The organism is Larsenimonas rhizosphaerae (genome assembly GCF_026240105.1).
Taxonomy (GTDB): Bacteria; Pseudomonadota; Gammaproteobacteria; order Pseudomonadales; family Halomonadaceae; genus Larsenimonas; species Larsenimonas rhizosphaerae.
The window spans coordinates 944,141-968,739 of record NZ_JAPIVE010000001.1 but is presented as its reverse complement, the minus strand read 5'-3'; the positions used below and the strand labels follow the sequence as shown (position 1 = coordinate 968,739).

Sequence of the window (24,599 nt, the reverse complement as noted above, 5' to 3'; positions counted from 1 at the left end):
AAGCCGATCATTGGTTGGCCACGGGCAGGCGGCCCTGGTGCTGGAGTAGTCAGTCCCGAGGTGCGCAGCACCTCACTGCCGCATACACGGTAGTGAGAGAAGAAGACGTCGACATGTCGGCAGCGCTTTTTCAGACACTGAAAATATAGGAGAACTGGATAACATGGCATTTGATACGTATCTCAAGATCGATGGTATCCCGGGTGAAAGCCTGGATGACAAGCACAAGGACTGGATCGAGCTGCTGAGCTTTGATTTCGGTGCCAGTCAATCCACATCGGCGACGGCAAGCTCCGCCGGTGGTGCATCTGCCGAACGTGTGAACCTGAGCGAATTCCGTGTTCAGAAGTTCATCGACAAGGCTTCTGCCAAGCTGTTTGAAGCCTGCTGCAAGGGCCAGCACATCAAGGAAATCACCATGAACGTCAACCGTGCCGGTGGCGACAAGGTGCGTTACATGGAAGTAAAAATGGAAGAGGTCATTGTCTCCTCGACCAACATGGAAGGTACTTCCGTATCGACCGGCTTCGAGCAGGATCAGAACGAAGACCGTCACGATCTGCCGCATGAAACCATTAAGTTCAACTATGCGCGCATCAAGATCACCTACACCCAGCAGAAACGCTCTGATGGTCAGGGCGGCGGCAACGTCGCTGGCGGCTGGGATCGCACTCGCAACAAGGTCTATTCCTGAGTTCGAGCGCTGTTCGTTGAGAATGACAGGGCGGCACTTGCCATGAGGGCTGCCTGATCGTTCCCTTTGCGCCCGCCAGTTGGCATCAATGATGGCTCTGGTGGGCGTATTGCGTTTTATCAGCCTGTATACTTCATGGTTTTAATACAGTGTGACCTGAAGGATGATATATCCATCAGGTACAAGGGATCAGGAGAGGGGCAATGAATGAACTCGGTGAGCTTTCCGTCGAAGCGCTGCTGGCGCCAATCGATGGCAGCAGTGGCGAAGACCTCACCTTTTCCCTGCTTTTTGACGACATCAAGGAAGCACGTCGTGCCGACCCGGACTATCTCCCACAGGGGGAGTGGCAGACCGAGCTCAAACAGGCTGATTGGGGGTTGGTTATTCGTCTGGCCGGTCAGGCACTGGCCGAGCAAAGCAAGGATATTCAGCTGGCCGGCTGGCTGTGTGAAGGGCTTGCCCATCAAGAAGGATTTGCCGGCGTTCGCTTTGGCCTCCATCTGATGGGGCGGCTGCTCGACGAGTACTGGGAAAGCCTTTACCCCGAGCTTGATGAGGATGACCTCGAAGAGCGCTCTGCTCGATTGGGCTGGTTGAGTGACACGCTGACAGGCGTTGTTCGTACTCTGCCGCTGGTGGCTGGCGAGGGATACGGTCTTGCCGATCATGAGGAGTCTCGTCAGGTCGAAAACCAGGCGCGCAATGATCCTGATGCCATGGACATCGCCCTGAGAGAAGGCAAGATCAACGATGAAATTTTCCAGCGTTCCGTTGTACTCAGCAGTACCGACTTCCTGAAGGACCGCCATGCCAATATCGTCGAAGCACTGACCGGTCTGCACCAATTGGGCAGCATCTGTGATCAGAGATTCGGACGCGATGCCCCCAGCTATGGCGCGTTGCAAAAGGTCATGGATCAGTGCCGAGATCTCACCGAGCGTCTGCTGCGTGACCGCGGCGCGAGTTTTACCAGCGAAAGCGATGAGACGTCGCTCGACGCGCCCATCGTCATATCGGAAGCGGGCGCTGTTGCCCCTTTGAATGAAGCGCCATCAACGTCGGTTGGTACTGCGCCGACCGGGAGCCTTCGCAAGCATCCGCAAAGCCGTGACGAAGCCTTTGAAATGCTCAACGGTGTGGCCCGCTACTTCAAGGAACGCGAACCGCACAGCCCGGTTCCCTATCTGGTTGAGCGTGCCATCAAATGGGGGCGGATGCCGCTTGAAGAGTGGCTCAAGGACGTCATCAAGGATGACGGTGTGATCGACAATATTCGTGATACCCTGGGTACTCAGCAACGGGATGACGACTGATCATGTCTCGCTCTTCGATCTTTGATCTGCTTCATCAGCGCCATCAGGAGGCTGTACCTGTCGTTGAGACGACTGCGCGCAGTGATTACCTGCCCGATCGTCTTCATCTGGTCGATGGTGTGGCGCTGACACCCGCAGGTTTCGTGGCACGTGGCGTGCTGCCTGATGCCATCCCGCCGGAGCTTTCCGAATCCCTCCATGGCCCGGATGGTTATCGTCTGCTGGTGCATCCCATTAAGGATGTCATGCCGTTGGAGGACAACCGCCTCAAGCGGCTGGAGCACAAGGCACATCGGCTGAATGCGCTGGTTCAGACCCTGATGGTCGAAGCCTTGATCATGCTGGAAGCCCTGCCGGAAGGGGCGGGGTTCGATCTGATACTCACACTGCCGATCAGGTCATCTCAGGCTGGCGATATCATACTGGCACAGGCGCGCGAGGCCATCATGGAGACCCAGTATGGAGATCGTCTCGAAAGTGCTCGCCTGGCGCCCTGTCAGGGGGAGCTGCACGATCAAATGGCGGTGCCGGAAGAGGGCGGCGCAGCCTGGGCGCTCTGGCTGAGCGCTGACAGCCTGCTCAATGACGATGATGTGGCACGCCTTGAGGCACGAGGTGTATTGGGGCGCTCGTCAAAAGGGCCAGGCCTGCACCCCGGGGAGGCAGTGAGTGCATTGCTGCTTCAGCGTGTGCTGCCGGATCATGACGCCTTTGATCAGGGCTGGATGATCGAGAAGGCCACAACCTGCCGCCATGAAAAGCGCTCCGAACAGCGTGACTATTATCGCCGTGAGCAGCTTTTCGCTCTGCTCGGTCAGGTCTGGCCCGATAATACCGGCACGCCGCCCGATACCACAGAAAAAAACCAGGCCTTGCCTGTCGCACCGGCATGGCTGGTGGTAGACAGCCTGACACTGCCGGGACGTGCGGTAGAAGCCGGAGGAGCGCTGATGGCCCGCTGGGAAATGCTGGATCTGATTGACGATGGTATCGGGGTAGATATTCACGGCGGATGGCCGGGCGAGGCGATGAGCGCCCTGCAGCTGGTACTGGCCACGGCGCGGCTCAAACAGCACGACTGCGCACTGGTACTGAACATTGCCGATGAAATGCAGAGCCGAGCGCTGGTATTACGGGCCTGTATCGGCCCGACAGTTATGGCGGATCAATTATGACCGTGATCACCATTATGCGAGGAGATCAGCGTGGCGCCACAGGCCGTCTTGTGGCCATGCATGGCCACCGGCTTGCCGTTGACGGTCATGGTCGGGTGCCCTTCGACAATGGCACTGGTGCTGTGGCCGCTTTTCGGGCAGGTCACCTTGTCGCCCACACAGGCCACCGGCTTGCCGTTGAGCAGATAGTTGCTTTGCGCGGTAATCACCTTGCCGCCATGGCTGGTAGCGTCACCCAGTACAACGATGCCTTTCATATGGTCGCAACTCCCCGAAAGGAATGAAGGAAAACGCCCCGGCCCGGGAGCGTTAATGAAGGTTAATTTAGCCACTGCCAGCGGCATGGCACAAGCGGTCAGTGCGAGGGAGGGAGAGATGGCAGCAACTTCATTGATGGAGCGCATTCAGGACGCGTTCGATATCACGTTGTCTCAGTCGCAGCGTCTGCTGCGGCTGGCGCTGCCCGGGACAGCGCTGCTGCCGCATAGGCTGGTGGGCGAGGAACGCGTCAGCACGCCGTTTCGCTATCGCCTCGACTGCGTGGCCCAGCAGGGCGATATCGAACTCACGTCGCTGATGGCCCAGCCCGCGCAGCTGAGCGTTCTGCAGGCTGACGGCAGCACTCGCACCCGCCATGCACTGGTCGAGGAGGCCGCGCTGCTGGGCGAGGACGGCGGCGTCTACTACTACCAGCTCACTCTGGTACCCTGGCTTGCGATGCTCAAACTGGGCCGCGACAGTCGCCTGTTTCAGGATCGCAGCGCGGTCGATATCCTCACCGAGGTGTTTGACGGCCACCTCATTGCCCGCGGCGGCTATCGCTTCGACCTGCGTCGCGAGTACCCGCCGCGCAGCTACTGTGTCCAGTACCGCGAGAGCGACTTCAACTTCATCAGCCGGCTGTGTGAGGAAGAAGGCCTGTGGTATTACTTCGAACACGCCGGGGACGGCGTCAGTGATGACGACGGTGGCGACAACAGTGTCGCCTTCGACGGCCACCGGCTGGTCATCACCGACGACGTCGACACCTGTCCGCCGGTCAGCCCGCAGGCGATCCGCTTTCATCGCCAGGCCGCCACCGAGACCGAGGACGCCCTGAACCAGTGGGGCGCCGCGCGCCGCGCCCAGCCCACCCGCGTCAGCGTCGGCACCTTTGACTACAAGCAGCCCGCGCTCACCAAACGCACCGGACTCGACACCCTCGATGAGCAGGGCAACCTGCCGGCCAGTGAAGTCTACGACTACGCCGGCGAGTACTATTACCACGGCTTTGAGCGCGGCGAACGACTGACCGAGAACCGCCTCGAGGCCCACGAATCGCTGGCCAGGCGCTTCCACGGTGCCGGCGGCGCCCGTCAGCTGCAGGCCGGCCACTGGTTCGAACTCACCCAGCACCCGCTGCACGACACCGGCGGCGAGGCCGAACGGCAGTTCCTGCTGCTGGGCATCACCACGTATGCCGAAAACGCCCTGCCGGTCTCGGCCCATCTCAAACGCCTGCCCGGCAGCCTGCAGGCCGAAATGGACGCCGCCCGCCGCGCCCATGGTCTGGATGAAGATCAAAAGGAAGACGGTGATCAGAGCGCCGAGCTGCTGGACAACTACCGCAGCGCCGGCACCGGCCACTTCCTGGTTGATATCGAGGCCCAGCGCCGCAGCCAGCCCTACCGCCACCCGCTGACCCATCGCCGCCCGGTGCTCGGCGGCCCGCAGACCGCCACTGTGGTGGGGCCTGAAGGCGAGGAGATCCACACCGATCACCTCAACCGGGTGCGCGTCCAGTTCCACTGGGACCGTACGGGTCAGCGCAACGAACAGGCCGGTGTATGGCTGCGGGTCGCCCAGCCCAGTGCCGGCGGCGGCTGGGGTGGAGTGTTCGTGCCCCGTATCGGTCAGGAAGTGCTGGTCGATTTCCTCGAAGGCGACGCCGATCGGCCCCTGATCACCGGGCGCATCTACAACGGCGAGCAGACCCCCGACTGGCACAGCAACGGCCTGCTCTCCGGTATCAAGAGCAAGACCTACCGTGGCAGCAAGTACAACGAACTGGTCTTCGATGACGCTACCGATCAGGAGCGGGTGCGGCTCAACTCCGAGCACTCGAAAAGCCAGCTCAACCTCGGCTACCTGATTCACCAGCACGGCAATCACCGCGGCGCCTTCCGGGGTACCGGCTTTGAGCTGCGCACCGACGCCTATGGCGCCATCCGCGCCAATGAAGGGCTGTATCTCTCCAGCTGGGGCCAGCTCGGCGCCAGTGGCGATCAGCTTGATCTGCGACCGGCCTTTCAGCAGCTCAGCACCGCCCACGAGATGGCCGAATCCCTGAGTCAGAGCGCCGCCGGCCACAACGCCGAGCCACTCGAGAGCAACGAATCCCTTGAAAAGGCCGGAGACGATACCCAGGCTCACTACGGTAACAGTGAAATGCTCGGTGGGGATCAAGGCACTGCCCGCGGCGCCATCGATAGCGGCGGGCGCGGTCAGAGTCCTGGCCTCAAGGCTCCCTGGCTGCACGCCGCCGCCTCGGCCGGCATGACCCTGAGCACCCCGGAATCCACGCACCTGGCCCAGGGGCACTCGCTGGGCGTGACCTCGGGCGAGGATGTGAGCATCGCCACCGGCCGCAGCCTGATCGCGTCAGCTGCAGAGAAACTCTCGCTGTTCGTACAAAACGCCGGCATCAAGCTGCTTGCCGCCCGCGGCAAAATCGACCTGCAGGCCCAGTCCGACAATCTGGAAGCCACCGCCCGCCACAACGTCGACGCCACCTCCAGCGATCAGAAGATCGATCTCGCCGCCGCCGAGGAGATCCTGCTGGTCAGCGGCGGCGCCTACGTACGCCTCAAGGGTGGCAATATCGAGATTCATGCGCCAGGCAAGGTGGACATCAAGGGCGCGAGCAAGAGCTTTACGGGGGGGACGAGCCAACCCATGGCTTTTGACAAGCTTCCAGAGCAGGAGGGCCCCTACGAGCAGTACTTTTTCCTGACCGATAAACAATCGGGCGAGGCACTGCCCTATGCTTCTTACCGGATTGAAACTGCCGAAGGCAGGGTATTTGAAGGGCGGGCTGACGGTGAAGGAAAAACCGGCAAGATAATGACCCGTACCTCACAACAGCTAAAAGTGACGATCCTGGATCGTTTCGATGATGCAGAAGGCAGCCTGTCATGACCAGTTCTACCGCTACTGCCCATGGACAATCTCAAACAAGAATATGTGCCGATGGGGCTCGGGCATCGAATGAGCCTGCTGCTCAGATGTTCTACATGACAGGCAAAAACACCATTCTATTGGTGCCTCAGGAAGCCATGTGTTCGTTCAGCAATGAATTGAGAACACTGGAGGCTCTGGTCGATGCACAACAGGAAGCGATGGCAAATCTGAAATATTGGCAAAATAGATACATCGCCTATATCCATGGCAGCTATTTCAAGCCCGGAGAGCGGCTGGATATCGATCGTGCCGGAGGCGTTGGGAACCAGGGCTCGGTCGCGATTCAGGTTCAACTGGCACGCAGGGCGCTCAATCAGGCCAACGCACAATTCAATGACGTGATCGATTCACTGACTGCCCCGGATGATGAGAGCAACAATATTGTAGAGCTTGTCGCGCTTCAGCGCCGAGGGGCCAGTGAATCTTCGGCCGGATTTCGGATGGGATACGTCAGAGCCAGCAAAATTTCTCCCGACTGGGAAAGATACCCTTTAGCGTCGGCATCCGACGATGAAGTGTTGAATGAGCATGGCCGAGTGGACTGGGCAACGCTGGATGCTCAGCTCAAGGCGCTACCGGGCAAGATGGAAGGACGTAATGACTGGGTCGACGGCTGGCTGGCGCTGGAAGACCAGGAAAAGGAGCTGTTCCACTGGAGCGAAGCAATCAACAGAAACCTTGAATTGAACGCTGAAACCCAGTCCGGTGGCGATCATGAGTCAGGCGCCATAAAGGTGGCGCTCAATAATGAGGCGCAACTGATGCGCTGGACCCACGGTGCCAGCGGTATCTCCATCAACGCGAGCCCTTTTGAGGGCAAGGGCACTATCAAGGCCAGCGGGCATGCCTCACTGATGCTGGCACAGGCCAAAAGCGAAATTCACTGCTATGAGCCACCCGGCGGCTACATGATGCAGTTTCAGCTCCCTAGCAGAGAAGACGATGACTCATCAGCAATGCAGCTGATTGATCTGGGCATGCTGCGCTCTCATGTCATTCTGGCCTCCGAGGGACGTGTGGGCGCCAGTCTTGCTGCCGAATTGAATATCGAGGCCGATCTCAGCAGTCCCAACGGCAGAACAGCGGGCATCAGAGGCACACTGGACCCCAATGGCTTGCCTGGTATGCAGCGAGTCGACATGTCGACAAGTGATGACGAAGACGATGCCGACGGCAATCAGATTCGGGCCTTCGCAGGCGCCGAACTGGAGTGCACGGTGACCGGTCAGATCGAATGGAAAAACCCGGAGGTCGATGAGTTTCGACCTTTCGGAAAATTGGCGCCGCAGTTGACCGCACAGGCCGGCGGGGGATTTGAAGGGGGGCTGCAGATTGGTTATAGGCAAGGCAAGTTTACCTTTATGGCCAAGGCAGGTTTTTGTTGGGGCGTAGGTGCCAAGGGAAAGGTTTCGGGAGAAGTCGACAAGGATCTGGTGCTGGAATTTATCAAGTGGACAGCTTATCAACTCAGACATGTCAATTTTCAACGCTTAGATTTTATAGGTGCAGAAGCATTTCAAGCCATATCTAATTTGGTCTATTTGGTTATAATTACAGGAGAACAAGTCGAAAATTTCTTGGATGAAACTGCGGCGGCTATATCTATAACGGCTCAAGAAAAATATGAGGAAATAAAAGCCAGTATAGAAAGAGGTATCGAAAGAGGGGAGTTGACATCCCGAATTAATGCAGACCCAGATGTCTTGAAATATGCTTCACCAGAAGCTAAAGGTGCCCTTCTTTATCTACTAACAACTAGCACTATTGTCGATGAAATGGATTGGCGTAATGCAGCATCTCCTTTCGACCGTGATGCTTGGCGTTTTGGCGCTTTACCTAACAGAAAAAGAGCTATTATTCGGGTTTTCGAGTGGGTGCAATCAAAAGCTGAGTTTGATTGTGTGATGGAGAGAGTGGCACCGGCCATTACAGTAACCGAGCTATCTTCGGGAGACAAAAAAGTCCGCAAAAAGGAAGGGGAAGAGAAAATATACGGCTTTCTCGGTATGGGAGAAAGAGAGCGAATTGAAAGCTTGCCTGAATTTTCGAAACTTTACACTAGTGATTACGGTAATGACCTCCGAAGAATATATGAGGACCTTCCAGAAGTGGCTCCCAAAGGGGATCGTATGGTGAGTAATCGAGTAGAGGAATATTTTACGCAGATAGAACAAAAGGTTACGCCAAATTTCTATACGCCCTGCAACAATTCTACTGATATTATATTTTTACCTAATAAGATGATGGTGTCTTAGGTATCAAATGCGGGTGGGCAAGTTATTTGCCCACCCGCATTTTTATTTTTCTATATCTTTGGAATTAGATGTGCACCGGAATGAAAAAGTTATAGGCGTATTTTTGGATTCCAGTTTTGGATCGGCACGATAACGCTCAATAGTTAATGCTCCTCCCTGTCCATCACCATGGGGTAATCCTCTTACAACTTTTTCTTTACCATTTTTAGGCCCCTTGGGATTTTTTTCGGGAGAGCTTTGGTAATAGTCAGCTTGGTACCAGTCAGAGACCCATTCGTATCCATTGTCACTCATCTGGTATAGTCCGAGCGGGTTCGGTGGGTACATGTCGACGGGATAGGGTGCGAGATTACTAAAGTCACCTGCGTTGGTAGTTTTCGCTACTTCATTTGTAGTTGGTATGCTTTTTCCTTTTTCAAGTGTACCTGTATTTGTGCCATAGGCTATGAACTTGCCACCTGACCTCGCTGCATATTCCCATTGAGCCTCGGTAGGTAATGCAAAAGGCAATGAAGTTTCGGCGGCTAGCCAACTGCAGTAATCACGGGCCTGTTGCCAATTGACGCCAGCAGGTACGTTAGGGTGCCTGAACTGCATCTCAACTTTACTGGTATTATTGATTTTTTCTCGATCGGTCGCCGCCGTGAAGACGTCATAATCCGCATAGGTGACCTTGGTCGGCGACATGTAAAAGGTATCGAGTGTGACCTTGTGCAGCGGTTTGTTGTCTTCGTCAGCACTGTAGGGCAGGCCCTTGTCGCTACCGGTCAGGTTGGGATCGATTGGCCCGAAGTCTCCCATCTGAAAGGAACCGCCTTCCACAAGAATCATGTTGTCTTTCGTCTTTTGAATTAGATCCTTGACGGCCTGTGAGTTTTCTTCGCTGTCAGCCTGGCTGCCATTGCAAGCTGTCATGCCCAGTGCCAGTAGTGATATAAAAGCGGTTCTACTGCGCAACATTAGAAATTCCCTCGCATCTTTTACTAGAAACGACAATCCTGCCACAGAAATTCTCATTTAGTGATTGTTTCACTATCAGAATTTTACCTGGAAAGAGCAGTTGGCCCTCAACCCTAGTGCCGGCGGCTGGGATGGAGTGTTCGTGCCCCAACCGGCATGACCCTGAGCACCCCGGAATCCACCCATCTGGCCCAGGGGCACTTGCTGGGCGTGACGCGAGAGAGGATTTGAGCATGATTGCCTCGGTTGTAGAGAGACTCTCAATGTTCGTACAGAGCGCCGGCCTAAAGGCTTTTCTTCGGGTATGGGGAGAAAAAATTCAAGCGAATAAAGCGCAGGATGAGTGATTCTGTAGCAATTTTTTGCACAGCTTTTTTATTTGCATCGCTTCCACTTACGAGTCGGTATTCACACTACTACCATTTATCAAACCAGGCACTAGCTCGGCACTGCTCAACAAGCGCTTCAAAAGCGGCTTCAAGTGAGCTCATGAAGACAGCGCAGTCGTTATCAACGTGCATCTGCTCACCCACGGCCACATCGCAATTGCGGGGCACCAGCAGCGCCTCGCCTTTGGGGAGCGCCCGACCCAAACCTCTCAGCATAACCGGGGTCAGGGGGATCTCTGCGCTTTCCTTGAGCAAATGAAAGATTCCTTTTTTCAGCGGCTGCATGGTTTCGGGTATGCCCCGACTACCCTCTGGAAAGAGAATAAGGATGTCACCAGCCGCCAGAGCTTCATGACAATCGGCCATTAGATCTCTCCCCACATGTCCGTCACGATGAATTGGAATGATGTCAAGTACACGAGTCGAAAACCAGGCCAGCCAGCGGTTGGCAAGAAAATAGTCCGCTGCCGCCACCGGCCTCACGCGAGCCAGGTCCCGCAAGGGAAATAGACTCATCAATACCAGTGTGTCTAGATGGCTATTGTGGTTTGCGACCAGCACGTGTGGCCCCCTTCGCGGGAGTCGTTCGCGATGGAATACATTGAGACCGATGACGAAGATGATTAATGGCCTCACGATCAGAAGGAAAAAGAGCACTTTCAGCCAGCGTTGCATGGCGACACCTTAATAAGCGACGTAGCGGTAGAAATGAAAGAAAATTGGTGCTGTATAGATGATGCTATCGAGCCGATCGAGAATCCCGCCGTGGCCCGGAATGAGCTGCCCGGTATCCTTGATATTTAGATCGCGCTTGACTGAAGAGATGACAACGTCACCGAAAAATCCGCATACGGCGATGATCGCACCCGCTGCCAGCGACAGCGGCCAGGACATTCCTGTCAGGTAGGGACCGGCCATGCCAGCACAGAGCGTCACTGTCATCACCCCACCCAGAAAACCACCCCAGGTTTTGTTGGGGCTTACTTTGGGAAGGATCGCTCGCTTACCGATCTGCTTGCCCCACACGTACTGACACACATCGTTGAACTGTGTTATGAAAAGTACAAATAGTACGGGTCCCAGATACCCTGCTGCGGGATTAAGCACGGGTAGCGTCAGCAACGCTGCGAGATGGCTGATTGAATAGATCGCCAGCATCACCATCCAGTGTATTACACCCGCTGCGCGAATGAAGCCCACGCTATCGCCCAACAGCAGCATACGTACCGGTAGAAACAAGAAGACGTAAACCGGCACGAAGACGCTGAACATTCCGTACCAATCATGCCACACCCACAGGTACTGCATTGGAATTGCGAGGTAGGCCCAGAACAGTACGCGACGATCCACTAGCCGTGTTGGCACGATCGAGAAAAATTCCTTGAGCGCTAGATAACTGAGACAGGCGAAAAAGACAATACCTGCATTTCGACTTGAAAGCAGGACCACAAACAACAGACCAAGCATCCACCACCAGGACCTAATACGTTGTTTGAGCTCGAGGTTATCTTGTGCTGGACGGCGTTGATCGAGAAATATACGGGTGAGGCTGGCGAGACAGAGCAGCCCAAGTATCGCGATAACTACGGTTTCAACGTGCGGCGCAATCTCAAACATCGTGCCCGCCCTCGGATAAGCCTTCGTTAGCCTCCTCGAAGTGTGCATGAATCTGCCGCGTACGACGGACAATGGTCCAGGCACTACCGGCGGCGATGATACCCACTGCGAGCAGTAGTACGATACCTTTTTGCCAAAGATAGGGTTCGAGCATGCTGAACAAACAGGCGCCACTGAGCAGCGCCATGCGGTGTTGCTTTGCCATAGGGCCCGAGAAGCGCATCGGCGCCCCCATCGAGGCGCCAAGTACGCGAACGTATGCCGTCATGACGGCCAGAATCGCGGCCAGCCAGCCCATCCATGGGCCAAGGCTCCAGAAGGCTCCTGAGGCGTAGCCGGCAGCTACGAGTAAAAGTGCATCTGCCGCTCGGTCCGGCATGTCATTGTAGAGTTCCCCGGCCAGGGTCGAACGTCCCCCCTCCACGGCGACCATACCGTCGAAGAGATTACACAAAAGCCGACCCTGGATACCCAGGATGACGAGCAGGGGTAGAAGCCACTGCATTCCGCCGGATGCATGACGCCAGAATACCAGTATTAGTGCAGCAGCAGCGGCGAAGCCGATACTTGCAAGCGAGATCTGGTTAGGCGTGAAACCACGTTGATTAAGCCAGGCCGCGGTACGCTGCGCAAGGCAATTTTCACGGCTCTTGATAGGGCGCCGATGTAGGCTGGAAGGTGGCAAGGTAGAACTCCTGAAAGCCTCGGTTAATGGGATACTTTGCAATGGTTAAACAGTGGCGTACTCGCCAGGCAACCCACTGGCAGTCATCCAGGCAAAGATGCAGTACCAGCTGCCTCGTAGCAGTATCGCGGCTAACACAGTGGGTATAGATGTTCAGTCCGAAGATCTTCTGGTCTGTTTGCATTGCCGCTCTTTATTAGGCGAGGTGACATTAATAAAGGCTCATGGGCGTAAAGTCCATAGTAAAAAAAGATATTTATTTTCCAGCGATCCAGTAGGCTGGAAAGGCGATTGATATCTAATTATTGTTATTTAAATATTGGGTTCTTTTTTATAAATATAGTTATATAAATCGATTATCAGACTCCTTTTGGCGTCCTGATTTAATTTTTAGTCAATGTGTTATTAATTTAATTGGGGGCGCTGCGATCGTGACTAATATCCTGGTTGCATCACTGGCGGATGGTCATATCGTAAACTCCAAAAAGCTCCGCTAATGTAGATCTCGAGATAAGTGCGGAAACAATTTTATCTTCAGCGGTTGAATACCCGTTATTACAAGCCTGGCCAGCAGCTTCAGGGCCATGGTGATGCTGTCCTGTATCGAGCGCTGCATGCGAGCTGACTTTTCAAGCAGAATTTGGTGTGCAATAACGTGCCTTGAGTGCCGACCTGCCATGTTGCATATGTTTAAATTAGCCGTGTTGCGACAGGGCCTGGAGGAACCTTGGTCTGGCCCATGAGCGTTGCTGCGCGAGATAACAAACCTCAGGTCAGGTTGCAGGAAAGGGGGCAGGAAGATGTACAGTGACTGAGCTATCTGCGGCGGACAAAAAGTCCGCCAAAAGGAAGGAGAGGGGAAAGTATATGGCTTTCTCGGTATGGGGAAAAGGATCGAATCGAAAGTTTGCCTGGACTTTCGAAAATTTACACTAGCGATTACGGCAACGACCTTCGAAGAATATATCAGGACCTCCCGGAGGTGGCTCCCAAGGGAGATCGCATGGTAAGTAATCGAGTGGAATAATACTTTACGCAGGTTCAACAGCGAGTTGCACCGGGATTTTACAAGCCTTGTAATAATTCGGCAGAAGTTATCTGCTTGCCTGGCAAAACTACCACTATGGTGGCCTGAATATAAAAAGAAGGGGTGTTTTTCATGTTCATCTACCCACTGATATTTATTTTTCCATGGCTTCGGAACTTACGACGCAGCGAAAGGAATACTCTGTATGTAGAGAATATTCACCTATGTCGGGACGCACATGATAACGCTCTATCGTTAGAGCGCCTCCCCAGCCCTCTCCGCGCGGTAAACCTCTTACGACCTTTTCATTTCCACTTTCAGGCCCTTGAGGATTTTTTTCAGGAGAAGCCTGATACCAATCAGATACCCACTCTCTACCGTTATCTCCCATTTGATAAAAACCAAGCTTGTTAGGTGGATAAAGCGTCACAGGGTAAGGCGCTAGATTACTTCTTATGCCCGTATGTGTTGCCTTGTCTACATCATACCTGGTTGGAATACTTTTACCCTTTTCAAGCGTGCCGGTGCTGGTACCGTAAGGTATGAACTGTCCTCCTGACCGTGCCGCGTATTCCCACTGAGCTTCGGTAGGTAATGCAAAAGGCAAGGACGTTTCGTCGGCCAGCCAGCTGCAGTAATCATGGGCCTGTTGCCAATCGACACCGGCAGGAACATTGTCCTGACGGAACTGCATTTCGAACTCATTCGTCGTGTTGATCCTTTCCCGACCGGTTGCCGCCGTGAAGACATCGTAATCGGCATAGGTGACCTTGGTCGGCGACATGTAAAAGGTATCGAGTGTGACCTTGTGCAGTGGCTTGTTATCTTCGTCAGCACTGTAGGGCAGGCCCTTGTCGCTGCCTGTCAAATTGGGATCAATTGGCCCGAAGTCCCCCATCTGGAAAGAGCCACCTTCGACAAGGATCATGTTGTCTTTCGTCTTCTGGATCAGATCCTTGACGGCTTGTGAGTTTTCTTCGCTGTCAGCCTGGCTGCCATTGCAGGCGGTCAGGCCCAGTGTCAGTAGCGAGACAAAGACGGTTTTACTGTGCAACATCATGAATCTCCTCACATACTCTCGGAACAATAATCCTGTCACAAACCAGTTGTGCCGTAGTGCTGGTTGAGAAGCCAAAAAGTATGGCATTAGTGTGCAATAACGTGCCTTGAATGCCGACCTTCCATACTGCATATGTTAAATTAGCCGTGTTGCGACAGGGCCTGGAAGAACATTTGCCTGGCCCATGAGCGTTGCTGCGCGAGATAACGAGCCTCAGGTTGCAGGAAAGGGTACAGGAAGATGTCAGATTCGCTACTGGATAGTTTACTGGAACAGTTCGATATCACGCTGTCTCAGTCGCAGCGTCTGCTGCGGCTGGCGCTGCCCGGGACAGCGCTGCTGCCGCATAGGCTGGTGGGCGAGGAGCGCGTCAGCACGCCGTTTCGCTATCGCCTCGACTGCGTGGCCCAGCAGGGCGATATCGAACTCACGTCGCTGATGGCCCAGCCCGCGCAGCTGAGCGTTCTGCAGGCTGACGGCAGCACTCGCACCCGCCACGCGCTGGTCGAGGAGGCCGCGCTGCTGGGCGAGGACGGCGGCGTCTACTACTACCAGCTCACTCTGGTACCCTGGCTTGCGATGCTCAAACTGGGCCGCGACAGTCGCCTGTTTCAGGGCCGCAGTGCGGTCGATATTCTCACCGAGGTGTTTGACGGCCACCCCATCGCCCGCGGCGGCTATCGCTTCGACCTGCGTCGCGAGTACCCGCCGCGCAGCTACTGCGTCCAGTATCGCGAGAGCGACTTCAACTTCATCAGCCGGCTGTGTGAGGAAGAAGGCCTGTGGTATTACTTCGAACACGCCGGGGACGGCGTCAGTGATGACGACGGTGGCGACAACAGTGTCGCCTTCGACGGCCACCGGCTGGTCATCACCGACGACGTCGACACCTGTCCGCCGGTCAGCCCGCAGGCGATCCGCTTTCATCGCCAGGCCGCCACCGAGACCGAGGACGCCCTGAACCAGTGGGGCGCCGCGCGCCGCGCCCAGCCCACCCGCGTCAGCGTCGGCACCTTTGACTACAAGCAGCCCGCGCTCACCAAACGCACCGGACTCGACACCCTCGATGAGCAGGGCAACCTGCCGGCCAGTGAAGTCTACGACTACGCCGGCGAGTACTATTATCACGGCTTTGAGCGCGGCGAACGGCTGACCGAGAACCGCCTCGAGGCCCACGAATCGCTGGCCAGACGCTTCCACGGTGCCGGCGGTGCCCGTCAGCTGCAGGCCGGCCACTGGTTCGAACTCACCCAGCACCCGCTGCACGACACCGGCGGCGAGGCCGAACGGCAGTTCCTGCTGCTGGGCATCACCACGCATGCCGAAAATGCCCTGCCGGTCTCGGCCCATCTCAAACGCCTGCCCGGCAGCCTGCAGGCCGAAATGGACGCCGCCCGCCGCGCCCACGGGCTTGATGAGGATCAGGACGACAACCTCGAGGTGCTGGACAACTACCGCAGCGCCGGCACCGGCCACTTCCTGGTTGATATCGAGGCCCAGCGCCGCAGCCAGCCCTACCGCCACCCGCTGACCCATCGCCGCCCGGTGCTCGGCGGCCCACAGACCGCCACCGTGGTCGGCCCGGCTGGTGAGGAGATCCACACCGACCACCTCAACCGGGTACGTGTCCAGTTCCACTGGGATCGCCAGGGCCAGCGCAACGAACAGGCCGGCGTATGGCTGCGGGTCGCCCAGCCCAGCGCCGGCGGCGGCTGGGGTGGGGTGTTCGTGCCCCGCGTCGGCCAGGAAGTACTGGTCGATTTCCTCGAAGGCGACGCCGATCGGCCCCTGATCACCGGGCGCATCTACAACGGCGAGCAGACCCCCGACTGGCACAGCAACGGCCTGCTCTCCGGCATCAAGAGCAAGACCTACCGTGGCAGCAAGTACAACGAACTGGTCTTCGATGACGCCACCGATCAGGAGCGGGTGCGGCTCAACTCCGAGCACTCGAAAAGCCAGCTCAACCTGGGCTACCTGATCCACCAGAACGGCAACCACCGGGGCACCTTCCGCGGCACCGGCTTTGAGCTGCGCACCGATGCCTATGGCGCCATCCGCGCCAACGAAGGCCTCTATCTTTCCAGCTGGGGTCAGCTCGGTGCCAGCGGCGATCAGCTTGATCTCTCCCCTGCGCGAGATCAGATCCAGAGCGCCTGGAACCTGTCCGACACGCTCAGCCAGAGCGCGGCGGATCACAACGCCGAACCTTTCGACACCTTGGAAGGCCTGAAGCAGGCCGGAGATGACGCCGATGACCGCTACGGCAACAGCGAACAGATCGCTGATGCCGATCAGAATAGTGCCCGTGGTGCCAGCGAGTCCGGCGGGCGAGGCGAATCCGCCCGCATGAAGGCGCCGTGGCTGCATATGGCCTCGCCGGCCGGCATCACCATGAGCACGCCTGAATCTACCCACCTGGCACAAGGGCGCTCGCTGAGCGTCTCGACCGGCGAAGACATGAGCATCGCCACCGGGCGCAGCCTGATCGCCTCCATCTCCGAGAAACTCTCGCTGTTTGTCTATCGCGCCGGCATCAAACTCTTTGCGGCAAAGGGCAAGGTGGAAGTGCAGGCTCAGAGTGATGACATGGCGCTCACCGCACAGAAGGATGTAAAGATTACCTCTACCGAAGGGCGGGTACAGATCAATGCCGCCAACGGCATTCTGCTCAGCAGTGGTGGTGGGTATATCCGCATCGAGGGCGGTAACGTCGAAATCCACGGCCCCGGCAATATTGATGTGAAGGGCGCGCAGCACGTGTTTGATGGCCCAGCGAGCATGGATATGGCGATGCCGGAGCTGCCGGAAGGTAGTGACTGCCAGACCAAACATGCAGGGGCCGCCAGCAAGGGATCATCCTTTGTCGGATGACAGGCTTAAAACATGACCACGTGGTTACTGCATGATCATCTCAATGGCTCACTGGATATAAAGGAAGGGGTCGAATTCGCTGGTGCGCTTGCGCCTCGTCAGCGCAGTGATCTGCACGCGCTGACTCCACATCTTTATCGACTCGATGAGCATGCTTTAGACGCAATAAGGGAGCAGACCAATCGGAGATGGCAGCACAAGCTGCCCCCCGTGGTCTGCGCCATCCTGCACGCGGATACTGACGCCCGGATACTGCGCGAGCAGTTGAGCCGTTTTTGCCTGTTTGGAGTTCAGAAAGGGCAGACAAGGTATTGCCGCTATTTTGACCCACGAGTCATGACCCATCTTCGATGGATTTTGACCAATGGTCAGCTTCATTCCCTGTTAGGACATATTCAGCACTGGGAGCTGATGGACTCGAACGGCCAGTGGATTGTGACGTCTCCACCCGAGTCGAGTGCAGGGCGGATGATACGCCTGATACTGGATGAACAGCAGCGTCGTTACCTTGAACTACTGCCCGCCATTCGTGAATGTCTGAAGCATTGGCGCGCCATGTATCCAGACAAGCTGCGGGATGATGCCGAGGCGGGCCCCCATCTTGCCCATCGGTTTGATCGTGCCCAGGCACTGGGTCTGGGGGATATGAAGGACTGTCTGGCACTGGTGCTCCATGAGGTGCTGGTGCATCCCAGGGTTACGGACCACCCAAAAGTCGCTTCTGTCATCAGCGCGGTAAAGGAAGGCGCTTCCTATCAGAGAACGACAGCACACTGGTCGCCGGAAGACTGGCAGACCATTCAGAAACAGTTGAATGCAGAGGGCAGGGTCACATGAGTTCTACACCCGATATCAGTGCCATTGTGGGGGGCGCCAGCAGTCAGGTTGCGACGACCCCATCGGCTGCTACCGGCTCAGGTGGCTGTGATGATTGTACAATGTGCGAGAAATCACCCGGCCTGGTGATTCTGCCTGTACGTTACTCGGCCATTGCCGAGAGCCATGCCCATGGAATTCATGGTTTGACACCGATTTCACAGGGCGACCCGTTTGGAGAGGGCGTGCTGGATAAATCCATGCAGCGTGCCAGGTACATCCTGCGCTGCATGCGTCAGGGCTATTTTTATCTGCATTTCCCGAGTGGCGACGCCGAAGGCGCCACCTGGCGAAAATATTCGGTCACCAGCGACAGCAACTTTATTCCGCTGCCTCTTGATGCGCCTCTTCCCGATATTGAAAAAAATCAGGCCTGTCGTCGTTCAAGTGACTGGCAGATGGCGCGCTGTGTCACCATCAGCACACCGGAAGACGTCTCGGAAGCCTGGCTGGCCTTTTCAGATACAAACTGGGATGAAAGCATTCGCAACCGGGTGGCGCAGGATCCATCAAAGCGTATGCAATTCCTGTCTCCCGCCCAGTGCATTGGTGGAGGCGCGGGGCAGCCTCATACCGCACCGCTGTCAGAACTGACCAATTGGGTCAGCGAATATCGTTCTCTTGCATCACGTTCCTTTAACAGTACGGTGGCCGATCTGGACGATGATCAGAACACAGCCACCTTTGAATCCGTCTATCCGTTCCACTGGCGCGCCTTCGAAGCCGACGATTTGGTCGAGACGGCCGAAAGAAAGTCAAACGGGCGCGCTATCGTGTTTGCAACCCATGACCCGCGGGGCATTACCGTCGAGCTTAACGCCGAGCAGATTCAGGCCGTGGCAGCATCGCTGCAGCGCCATAGCTGGCGTATTGCCTCGTGGGAGGGCATACAGGCCATTAAGAATACGGTCGAGATCACAGCGGAGTCTGTCTATAGAAACGGTATCGCCGAAAATCAGTCGATGATACTGAATGTGCCTGAAACAAGACTACGTGAGGCACAGAGAAAGATTGATAATGGTACGGCTACAGATGCCGACAGGCAGACGGTTTTGGAGATGCAGGAACTGCTGGCGAGTACTATGGCGAGTAACCAGCAGCAATATCTCAGTCAGGGTACTATTCAGGCTCACCGCAAGCGGGCTTGGCGTAGTACACGAAATGATGTCTGGTTTGGTATCTTCGAGGATAATGACGAATACTTGAAGATGTCAGATGAGGAAATCGCGCAGGACTTTAAATCGCAGGTATCTACTGCTTTATATAACGAACAAGAAACGGTTCATACTCCGATCTCTGAAGACCATGCCAAATGGCTGGGCTCCATTTCACTTAAAAACTGCTTCGAGTTTGACTATAAGGATGATGATCTGGACTCTGGTACGCATTATGTCGAGCATTTTATTGAGTGCCTACATGATGCAGCAGACCGGGCCGAATGCGAGAAGTTGATTCAGGAATGGGTCGAGCAGCCCGATTTGGACGATACCTCTAACCTGTTGATGCGTAGCCTAGTGTGGAACCAGGTTGCGCATGTTGCCATCGTCAAGGATCTAGAAAACACGGTAATCACTGCCAGCAACGCGCAAACAGCAATGGACAAGATAAATAGCGCCTGGGCGGCTAGCCGGAAATATATGTTCAACCCGGAAGCTTCCGAGGAAGCTGCTAAAAATATTTTCTCGCAGCTGCTATATCAGACAGGCGCGCCGGTGGCCAAGTTTCTTTCCCGTCAACTCGATTCGGCAGCCATGAATGTTTACGTTGCCGCGTCAATGCTGGCCACAGGACGACTGATGCTGCAGCGTCCATTGGCAGGTACGCCTGAACAGCATCTCAACTGGCTTACTGCTCAGATGAGAGACCGTATTCCTCGCAATAAGCGTCCTAGCGCTAACCAAATGCGTCGCGTGGCTCGCGCTTGGCTTAAGGCTGGCGGCTCTGAACCGATGATTCGTGTCCCTAACATCATTCTACTGGATGACAAAGCGCTTCGACAGGTGGCAGATGGCAGTGGTGGAGGCCGAGCTGCGCAAGCCAGGCTGCTAAATTCGAGTCAACCTATTATTCTCACTGCCGAGAACATTCGCGAGACTGCATTGCCTAAGTTTCAAGCGTTCGTCAATAGTGACGCTCGTATAGCGGCTGTGGGGCTACTGTTTAGTACAGTATCTACATTGTTTGCGCGAGACGCCATGCAAGACGCTGATGTGTTTGCTGATGAAGAAGCCGCGGGGCGCTATTATGCCAGCGGCGTTGGGTTGATCGGTGGCGTCTTGAATACTGCTGAAACAGGTATACAGCGGGCAGTTGCTGTTAATAGCATCAGCACGACTAGTCAAGAAAGTGCGTTGGCACGGGCAAAATGGTATGGACGTTTTGGGCGTTTCCTTGGTGCCGGAGCCGCTTGGGGGTTTGCGTATTATGACGCCAAAAATGCAATTGAAAATGCTAAAAAAGGTAATTGGATAATGATGATTCTATATGGCGTTTCAGCTGGCTTAAACGCCATATTGGGTATAATGTCTATTTTTGTTAAATTTCTGTCTGGTTGGGCTGGGCTGATATTTATGATCGCACTAGGTGTCGCTCTGCTGATAGAGGCAGTTAAAGATAGTGACGCGCAAAATTGGTTGAAACATTGCTTCTACGGTAGCGAAAATCGCTGGCCTAGTGTCAAGATAAGTGACAAAGAACTACAGAAGGTATTGGAAAACTGATCATGAACAAAGCTCAGCAAAAGATACTTGAGGCAGTCGGTGTTTTTGGTAAAAACAGAAACAGTTTTTCAGTGTTTTCAAAATCGCATATTTTCGACATAAAGGAGGGTGGCAGAGAAGTCAAAGTGCCTGACTTTGTTTGTGCTCGGAAAAATAACTGTTTGGTGTTATCAGAGTCTTGGTTCCGTGAAAGAGGGCTGTATGTTTCCTGGGGCACACTAGGCGGAATTGTATTGCTAGTTTTTTTTCTATCTTTCCCTTTGGCAATGCCATGGATTTACGACGTTGAAGTTGATGCTGGTGGAGTCGTTGCATTGTCTTTTATGGCGTTTCTTGGTTTTTTGTTTTCTTACCCCCTTTTATTTGCTGCGAAAAGCGAGCTAAAGATCCAAGGCCTTCAGTACATAATATTTAACCATGACTCTAAAAGAGTTTATTTTGTCAGTGATGTCGACTTTCAACCAAAAACCTGTCGCTGGGATGAATGCACGTTTTGTCTTGCCTATTCTGCTGGAAGTATCGAGGGCTACTATTATGAGCTCAAGGGGTACTTGTTCCATGATGATGGTAGCGTTAAAGACAGTTTCTCGTTCGATGACTATCATTACATGATCTCCAATAGTGATAATGCTCGCCAAGCAATGATCGATGACCTTTCGGCTCGTTTCGAATATGTACGGCGCTTCATGGAAGAAGGTCCTGATTCGGTGGAGCCTGTTTCGGGGCATCTTGACTTGCGGCCAAGCCTGTCTGAGGCGGCGCACCGTTTTCAGCCCCGCTCAAAGAGATCTGACGGCAAGAAAGCTCATTTTATTTATTCGGCAGTGCGCGTGATTTTTTTGATTCCTTTCAGTGTGCAGGTTGTGGGGCATTACTTCTTTTGTAGATACTGTCGTTTGCCCGAATGGCCTCAGAGCGTGATTGATGAATGTGGAAAAGAGGTGTTTCCGCATCGTTGATTCCTGGATACGGGACTGTTGTGAGTCAAGTATACAAACGCCATGGTTTTTGCCACGGCGTTTTTTATTGTCTTGACGACAAACTGCATCGCCACTGGATGTCGGGCATGATAGCCAGGATATTGAATCTGGCGCATGCCATGCTGATCTGCGTCCAGAATACGCAGGAGTATTCGTCCTGCGCGGACCTGTATCATCGCTGGCTATCGTAATCGAATATCGATCAACGTGATCTTGCGCTGCGGACGCTCGGTTACAATCAGAAAATCATACTTGAGCGACGGGGAGGGCGCGTCAGTGTTGGTTTATAGCCTGACTCCCTGCGCGGTTTACCATGGGGTGGCTTGATCGGTGGCTATGAAAAAGCCCTTCAGGCCCTGCAGGATGGTAGTCAGAACGCCGTGGCCTGACTGACTGCCGCTCTCGGCGCTCCCTTCGCTAATGTTGCGGCCAAGGCGGTCGATGGTGTCGCCGGCCCTGCGCTAGTCGGTATGGGGGGCATTGCACGTTCGCCGGTCATTCTGGCTAGCAAGAAGGCACCGATAGCCGAGTTGGTAGCCAGAAATTGAAGAAATGACTGCTTATATCATTCCATGAGTATAGACAAGGTCGGCGATTGAGTATTTTTCGGACTTTTCTGTCAGGTCCACCTTCTCCAGAAAAATGCTCATGTTTTGCATTTCTTATGTAGTGGGGTAGGGTGTTTGACTGAAAATGATGTTCGTAAAAAATAACAGTTTTAAACGCTGCGGGCCTGATTGCCTGAGGCTCGGTTCCTGGAAGAGCTGCTTCAAAAATGAGGTTGTAATTTTATACGCATGTTAAATATCGCACAGTTATTTTCATATATGTCGGCACTGGCAATAGCTGCAGCCATACCGGGACCAGGAATGACGGCTTTAGTCGCTAGAAGTGTTGGTGGCGGGATTCTTCCTGGTTTTGCATTGCTTTTGGGAATTGTTTGTGGCGATATTCTGTATTTGACGTTAGCTGTATTTGGCCTGGCGGTCATGGTCAACAATTTTGCTTCTTTTTTCCTGATGGTTCGTATAGCTTCCTCGGCTTATCTATTATGGTTGGCATGGCAGTTTTGGAAGTACGAGCCGGAAGTGTTGGACGCTAACCCATCCATGAATCTAAAATCGCTGGGAGCTTCATGGGTGGCTGGGTTGGGTATTACTATCGGGAATCCCAAGACTATAGCATTTTATCTGGCACTTGTGCCTATCGTGATTTCTCTTGAAGATGTAACAGTTTTTACCTGGGGCGTTGTTTTGGTTCCTGTTACGGCCGGGGTGCTTGGTTTGGTGGGAAGTATTTTTATTCTGGGTGCGGCCAGAGCGCGTAACATACTAGGAAGCGTGAATGCGCAGCGTATAGTATTCAGGACGGCTGCAATGATAATGTTTTTGGCAGCTATGAGCATGGTTGTAAATTTTTTATGATTAATCTTTTTATGTTAAAAGATGAATGTAAGTGGAGTGGTTTTCCATGTTCATTAATATGAAAAGTACTAACGAGATTCGATAACTACTTCAGGTCAAGGCTGCCATTTATTACACTGGTGGGCGATGCTCTTGAAAACCCGTAATGCATCCGGTAGTTCACTTTCGGAAAGGTGAGGGTAATTGCGATGTGCTGTTCCCCGTGGCGTTGTGCTCGGATGCCGGATTGAGCTCGCATTTTCCTTGTGCTGTCGCCATCGAAAGGATAATGCTGATCCAGTCGCAGACTTTTCCGGCGATATTGAAAGCGCCTCTGCTCTCTAGTGTCTGCTCTATTCCTGCACAGTCTTTACGGGTTATTTCATCCAGTGGTTTGTCGCAAATGGTGGGAAGAATGTTTCGGCCAGGCTGCATGCGCGTTTATGGGATGACTCCATGTGCTCAACCAGTATCGATGCTGCACTGATATTACTTTTCTCCAGCTTCCTTTAGCGTTGCTTCGCCTGTTTCTGATCACTTGCCGATATATCTACCATCTGCAGTCATTCTACGAGGGCGTTCGGCTCTTGCTCGCGCAGATGTCGTAGACACGTTTGGATAACCATCTGGTCCCATTCGGAGCTACGTGTCATGGGGCTTGTTATATCCTGACTACAGGATTTGGTGTCGCTGGGCTTCACTCGAATGTAGAGGCCATTACCGTCGAGCTTATGATAGATGCGCGTTCAGGTTCAGGGTTAGCCAATGTTGTATCTGAGAGACCTTCGTTTGATCTGCGGCCACTTCATGTATGCCATTTATAGGCGAGCATACAACTGGGCATACAGCACAGACAATGCAAGAAAGAGGGGTTAAGCCATCATGTATGGGTATGCAGTATTCTTTCTGAGGGAGGCCGCTGGCGGGCTTGAAGGAATATCCAGAGAAGGTAATTAAAGCTGTTGGTGCGGAAGGAGAGACTCGAACTCTCACACCTTTCGGCACTGGAACCTAAATCCAGCGTGTCTACCAATTCCACCACTCCCGCAACAGCGAATCGCATTATACATGATGTCTGGTCTGGCGCAAGTCCTGATGGTTTTATCCTTGAAGTTCAAGCGGTTGGCCTGTTTGCCGTTATCAGGCAAAAGCCATTGTTCAGGAGCTTGCCGTGGTGTGGGGGCGGGTTGATATAACATCATTGTGGGCACTTCGTTGCCAGGGGTGCCTTGCTCTGGCAATGCCGGGCAAGGAATGGTGTCGGCGATGTTTCGAACATTTGCCCGTCAATCACTCAGCCTGTCCGAGATGCGCTCATCCTCTGCCGGCCACCTCGAGCAGCTGTGGTG

General features: G+C 54.5%; 17 protein-coding genes, 1 tRNA gene and 1 pseudogene. 11 read left to right on the top strand and 8 right to left on the bottom strand.

Annotated features, from left to right (window positions below):
• Positions 1-163: 163 nt before the first annotated feature.
• From OQ287_RS04500 to OQ287_RS04490, 3 genes are all read left to right on the top strand, one after another.
• Entirely contained in the window at positions 164-694 is a 531-nt protein-coding gene (locus OQ287_RS04500) for an Hcp family type VI secretion system effector (RefSeq protein WP_250937031.1), read from the top strand.
• A 203-nt stretch (positions 695-897) separates the two neighbouring features.
• Complete coding sequence (gene tssA, locus OQ287_RS04495; RefSeq protein ID WP_250937028.1) at positions 898-2,010, top strand: type VI secretion system protein TssA; 1,113 nt, start codon at positions 898-900, stop codon at positions 2,008-2,010.
• A 2-nt stretch (positions 2,011-2,012) separates the two neighbouring features.
• Entirely contained in the window at positions 2,013-3,185 is a 1,173-nt protein-coding gene (locus OQ287_RS04490) for a hypothetical protein (protein ID WP_250937026.1), read from the top strand.
• On the opposite strand, the gene OQ287_RS04485 is transcribed toward OQ287_RS04490, so the two are convergent.
• On the bottom strand, positions 3,176-3,442 hold the full coding sequence (locus OQ287_RS04485) for a PAAR domain-containing protein (RefSeq protein ID WP_250937024.1): 267 nt from the start codon (positions 3,440-3,442) through the stop codon (positions 3,176-3,178). The two genes, OQ287_RS04490 and OQ287_RS04485, sit on opposite strands and share 10 nt — an antisense overlap.
• Before the next feature lie 118 nt (positions 3,443-3,560).
• Here OQ287_RS04485 and OQ287_RS04480 point away from each other — a divergent pair, with 118 nt between their 5' ends.
• Together OQ287_RS04480 and OQ287_RS04475 are read left to right on the top strand one after the other, a co-directional pair.
• Positions 3,561-6,362, top strand: coding sequence for a type VI secretion system Vgr family protein (locus OQ287_RS04480; RefSeq protein ID WP_265895719.1), 2,802 nt, complete (start codon positions 3,561-3,563; stop codon positions 6,360-6,362).
• Complete coding sequence (locus OQ287_RS04475) at positions 6,359-8,659, top strand: hypothetical protein (RefSeq protein ID WP_265895718.1); 2,301 nt, start codon at positions 6,359-6,361, stop codon at positions 8,657-8,659. Before OQ287_RS04480 ends, OQ287_RS04475 begins: the two co-directional genes overlap by 4 nt.
• A gap of 42 nt (positions 8,660-8,701) precedes the next feature.
• Here the strand turns inward: OQ287_RS04475 and OQ287_RS04470 are convergent, their stop codons facing one another.
• The 5 genes from OQ287_RS04470 to OQ287_RS04450 form a co-directional block, all read right to left on the bottom strand.
• Positions 8,702-9,619: a formylglycine-generating enzyme family protein gene (locus OQ287_RS04470; RefSeq protein WP_250937021.1), complete on the bottom strand. Its 918-nt coding sequence runs from the start codon at positions 9,617-9,619 to the stop codon at positions 8,702-8,704.
• A 416-nt stretch (positions 9,620-10,035) separates the two neighbouring features.
• Positions 10,036-10,683 (bottom strand): lysophospholipid acyltransferase family protein, encoded by a 648-nt coding sequence (locus tag OQ287_RS04465; RefSeq protein WP_250937020.1) that lies wholly within the window; start codon positions 10,681-10,683, stop codon positions 10,036-10,038.
• A 9-nt stretch (positions 10,684-10,692) separates the two neighbouring features.
• Complete coding sequence (locus tag OQ287_RS04460) at positions 10,693-11,625, bottom strand: phosphatidate cytidylyltransferase (RefSeq protein ID WP_250937019.1); 933 nt, start codon at positions 11,623-11,625, stop codon at positions 10,693-10,695.
• Positions 11,618-12,310, bottom strand: a complete 693-nt coding sequence (locus OQ287_RS04455) for a CDP-alcohol phosphatidyltransferase family protein (RefSeq protein ID WP_250937017.1) — start codon at positions 12,308-12,310, stop codon at positions 11,618-11,620. Before OQ287_RS04455 ends, OQ287_RS04460 begins: the two co-directional genes overlap by 8 nt.
• Positions 12,311-13,491: 1,181 nt before the next feature.
• On the bottom strand, positions 13,492-14,397 hold the full coding sequence (locus tag OQ287_RS04450; protein WP_250937014.1) for a formylglycine-generating enzyme family protein: 906 nt from the start codon (positions 14,395-14,397) through the stop codon (positions 13,492-13,494).
• A 240-nt stretch (positions 14,398-14,637) separates the two neighbouring features.
• Here OQ287_RS04450 and OQ287_RS04445 point away from each other — a divergent pair, with 240 nt between their 5' ends.
• From OQ287_RS04445 to OQ287_RS04425, 5 genes are all read left to right on the top strand, one after another.
• Positions 14,638-17,271 carry a type VI secretion system Vgr family protein gene (locus tag OQ287_RS04445; RefSeq protein ID WP_250937012.1) on the top strand — a complete coding sequence of 878 codons (2,634 nt, stop codon included), beginning with the start codon at positions 14,638-14,640 and terminating at the stop codon, positions 17,269-17,271.
• 12 nt (positions 17,272-17,283) lie between these two features.
• Complete coding sequence (locus OQ287_RS04440; protein WP_250937010.1) at positions 17,284-18,108, top strand: DUF4123 domain-containing protein; 825 nt, start codon at positions 17,284-17,286, stop codon at positions 18,106-18,108.
• Positions 18,105-20,867 (top strand): T6SS effector BTH_I2691 family protein, encoded by a 2,763-nt coding sequence (locus OQ287_RS04435; RefSeq protein WP_250937008.1) that lies wholly within the window; start codon positions 18,105-18,107, stop codon positions 20,865-20,867. The genes OQ287_RS04440 and OQ287_RS04435 overlap by 4 nt, the downstream gene beginning before the upstream one ends.
• A 2-nt stretch (positions 20,868-20,869) precedes the next feature.
• On the top strand, positions 20,870-21,826 hold the full coding sequence (locus OQ287_RS04430) for a DUF6708 domain-containing protein (protein WP_250937006.1): 957 nt from the start codon (positions 20,870-20,872) through the stop codon (positions 21,824-21,826).
• An 818-nt stretch (positions 21,827-22,644) separates the two neighbouring features.
• Positions 22,645-23,271: a LysE family translocator gene (locus tag OQ287_RS04425; protein ID WP_250937004.1), complete on the top strand. Its 627-nt coding sequence runs from the start codon at positions 22,645-22,647 to the stop codon at positions 23,269-23,271.
• Between the two features lie 159 nt (positions 23,272-23,430).
• On the opposite strand, the gene OQ287_RS15335 is transcribed toward OQ287_RS04425, so the two are convergent.
• Both OQ287_RS15335 and OQ287_RS04420 read right to left on the bottom strand, forming a co-directional pair.
• Positions 23,431-23,685 (bottom strand): phage integrase central domain-containing protein, encoded by a 255-nt coding sequence (locus OQ287_RS15335; protein WP_407658222.1) that lies wholly within the window; start codon positions 23,683-23,685, stop codon positions 23,431-23,433.
• 528 nt (positions 23,686-24,213) lie between these two features.
• Positions 24,214-24,298: transfer RNA gene (locus OQ287_RS04420), tRNA-Leu, on the bottom strand.
• A gap of 123 nt (positions 24,299-24,421) precedes the next feature.
• Here OQ287_RS04420 and OQ287_RS15330 point away from each other — a divergent pair.
• A pseudogene (locus OQ287_RS15330) lies at positions 24,422-24,595 on the top strand (double zinc ribbon domain-containing protein); the annotation flags it as partial.
• Positions 24,596-24,599: the final 4 nt, after the last annotated feature.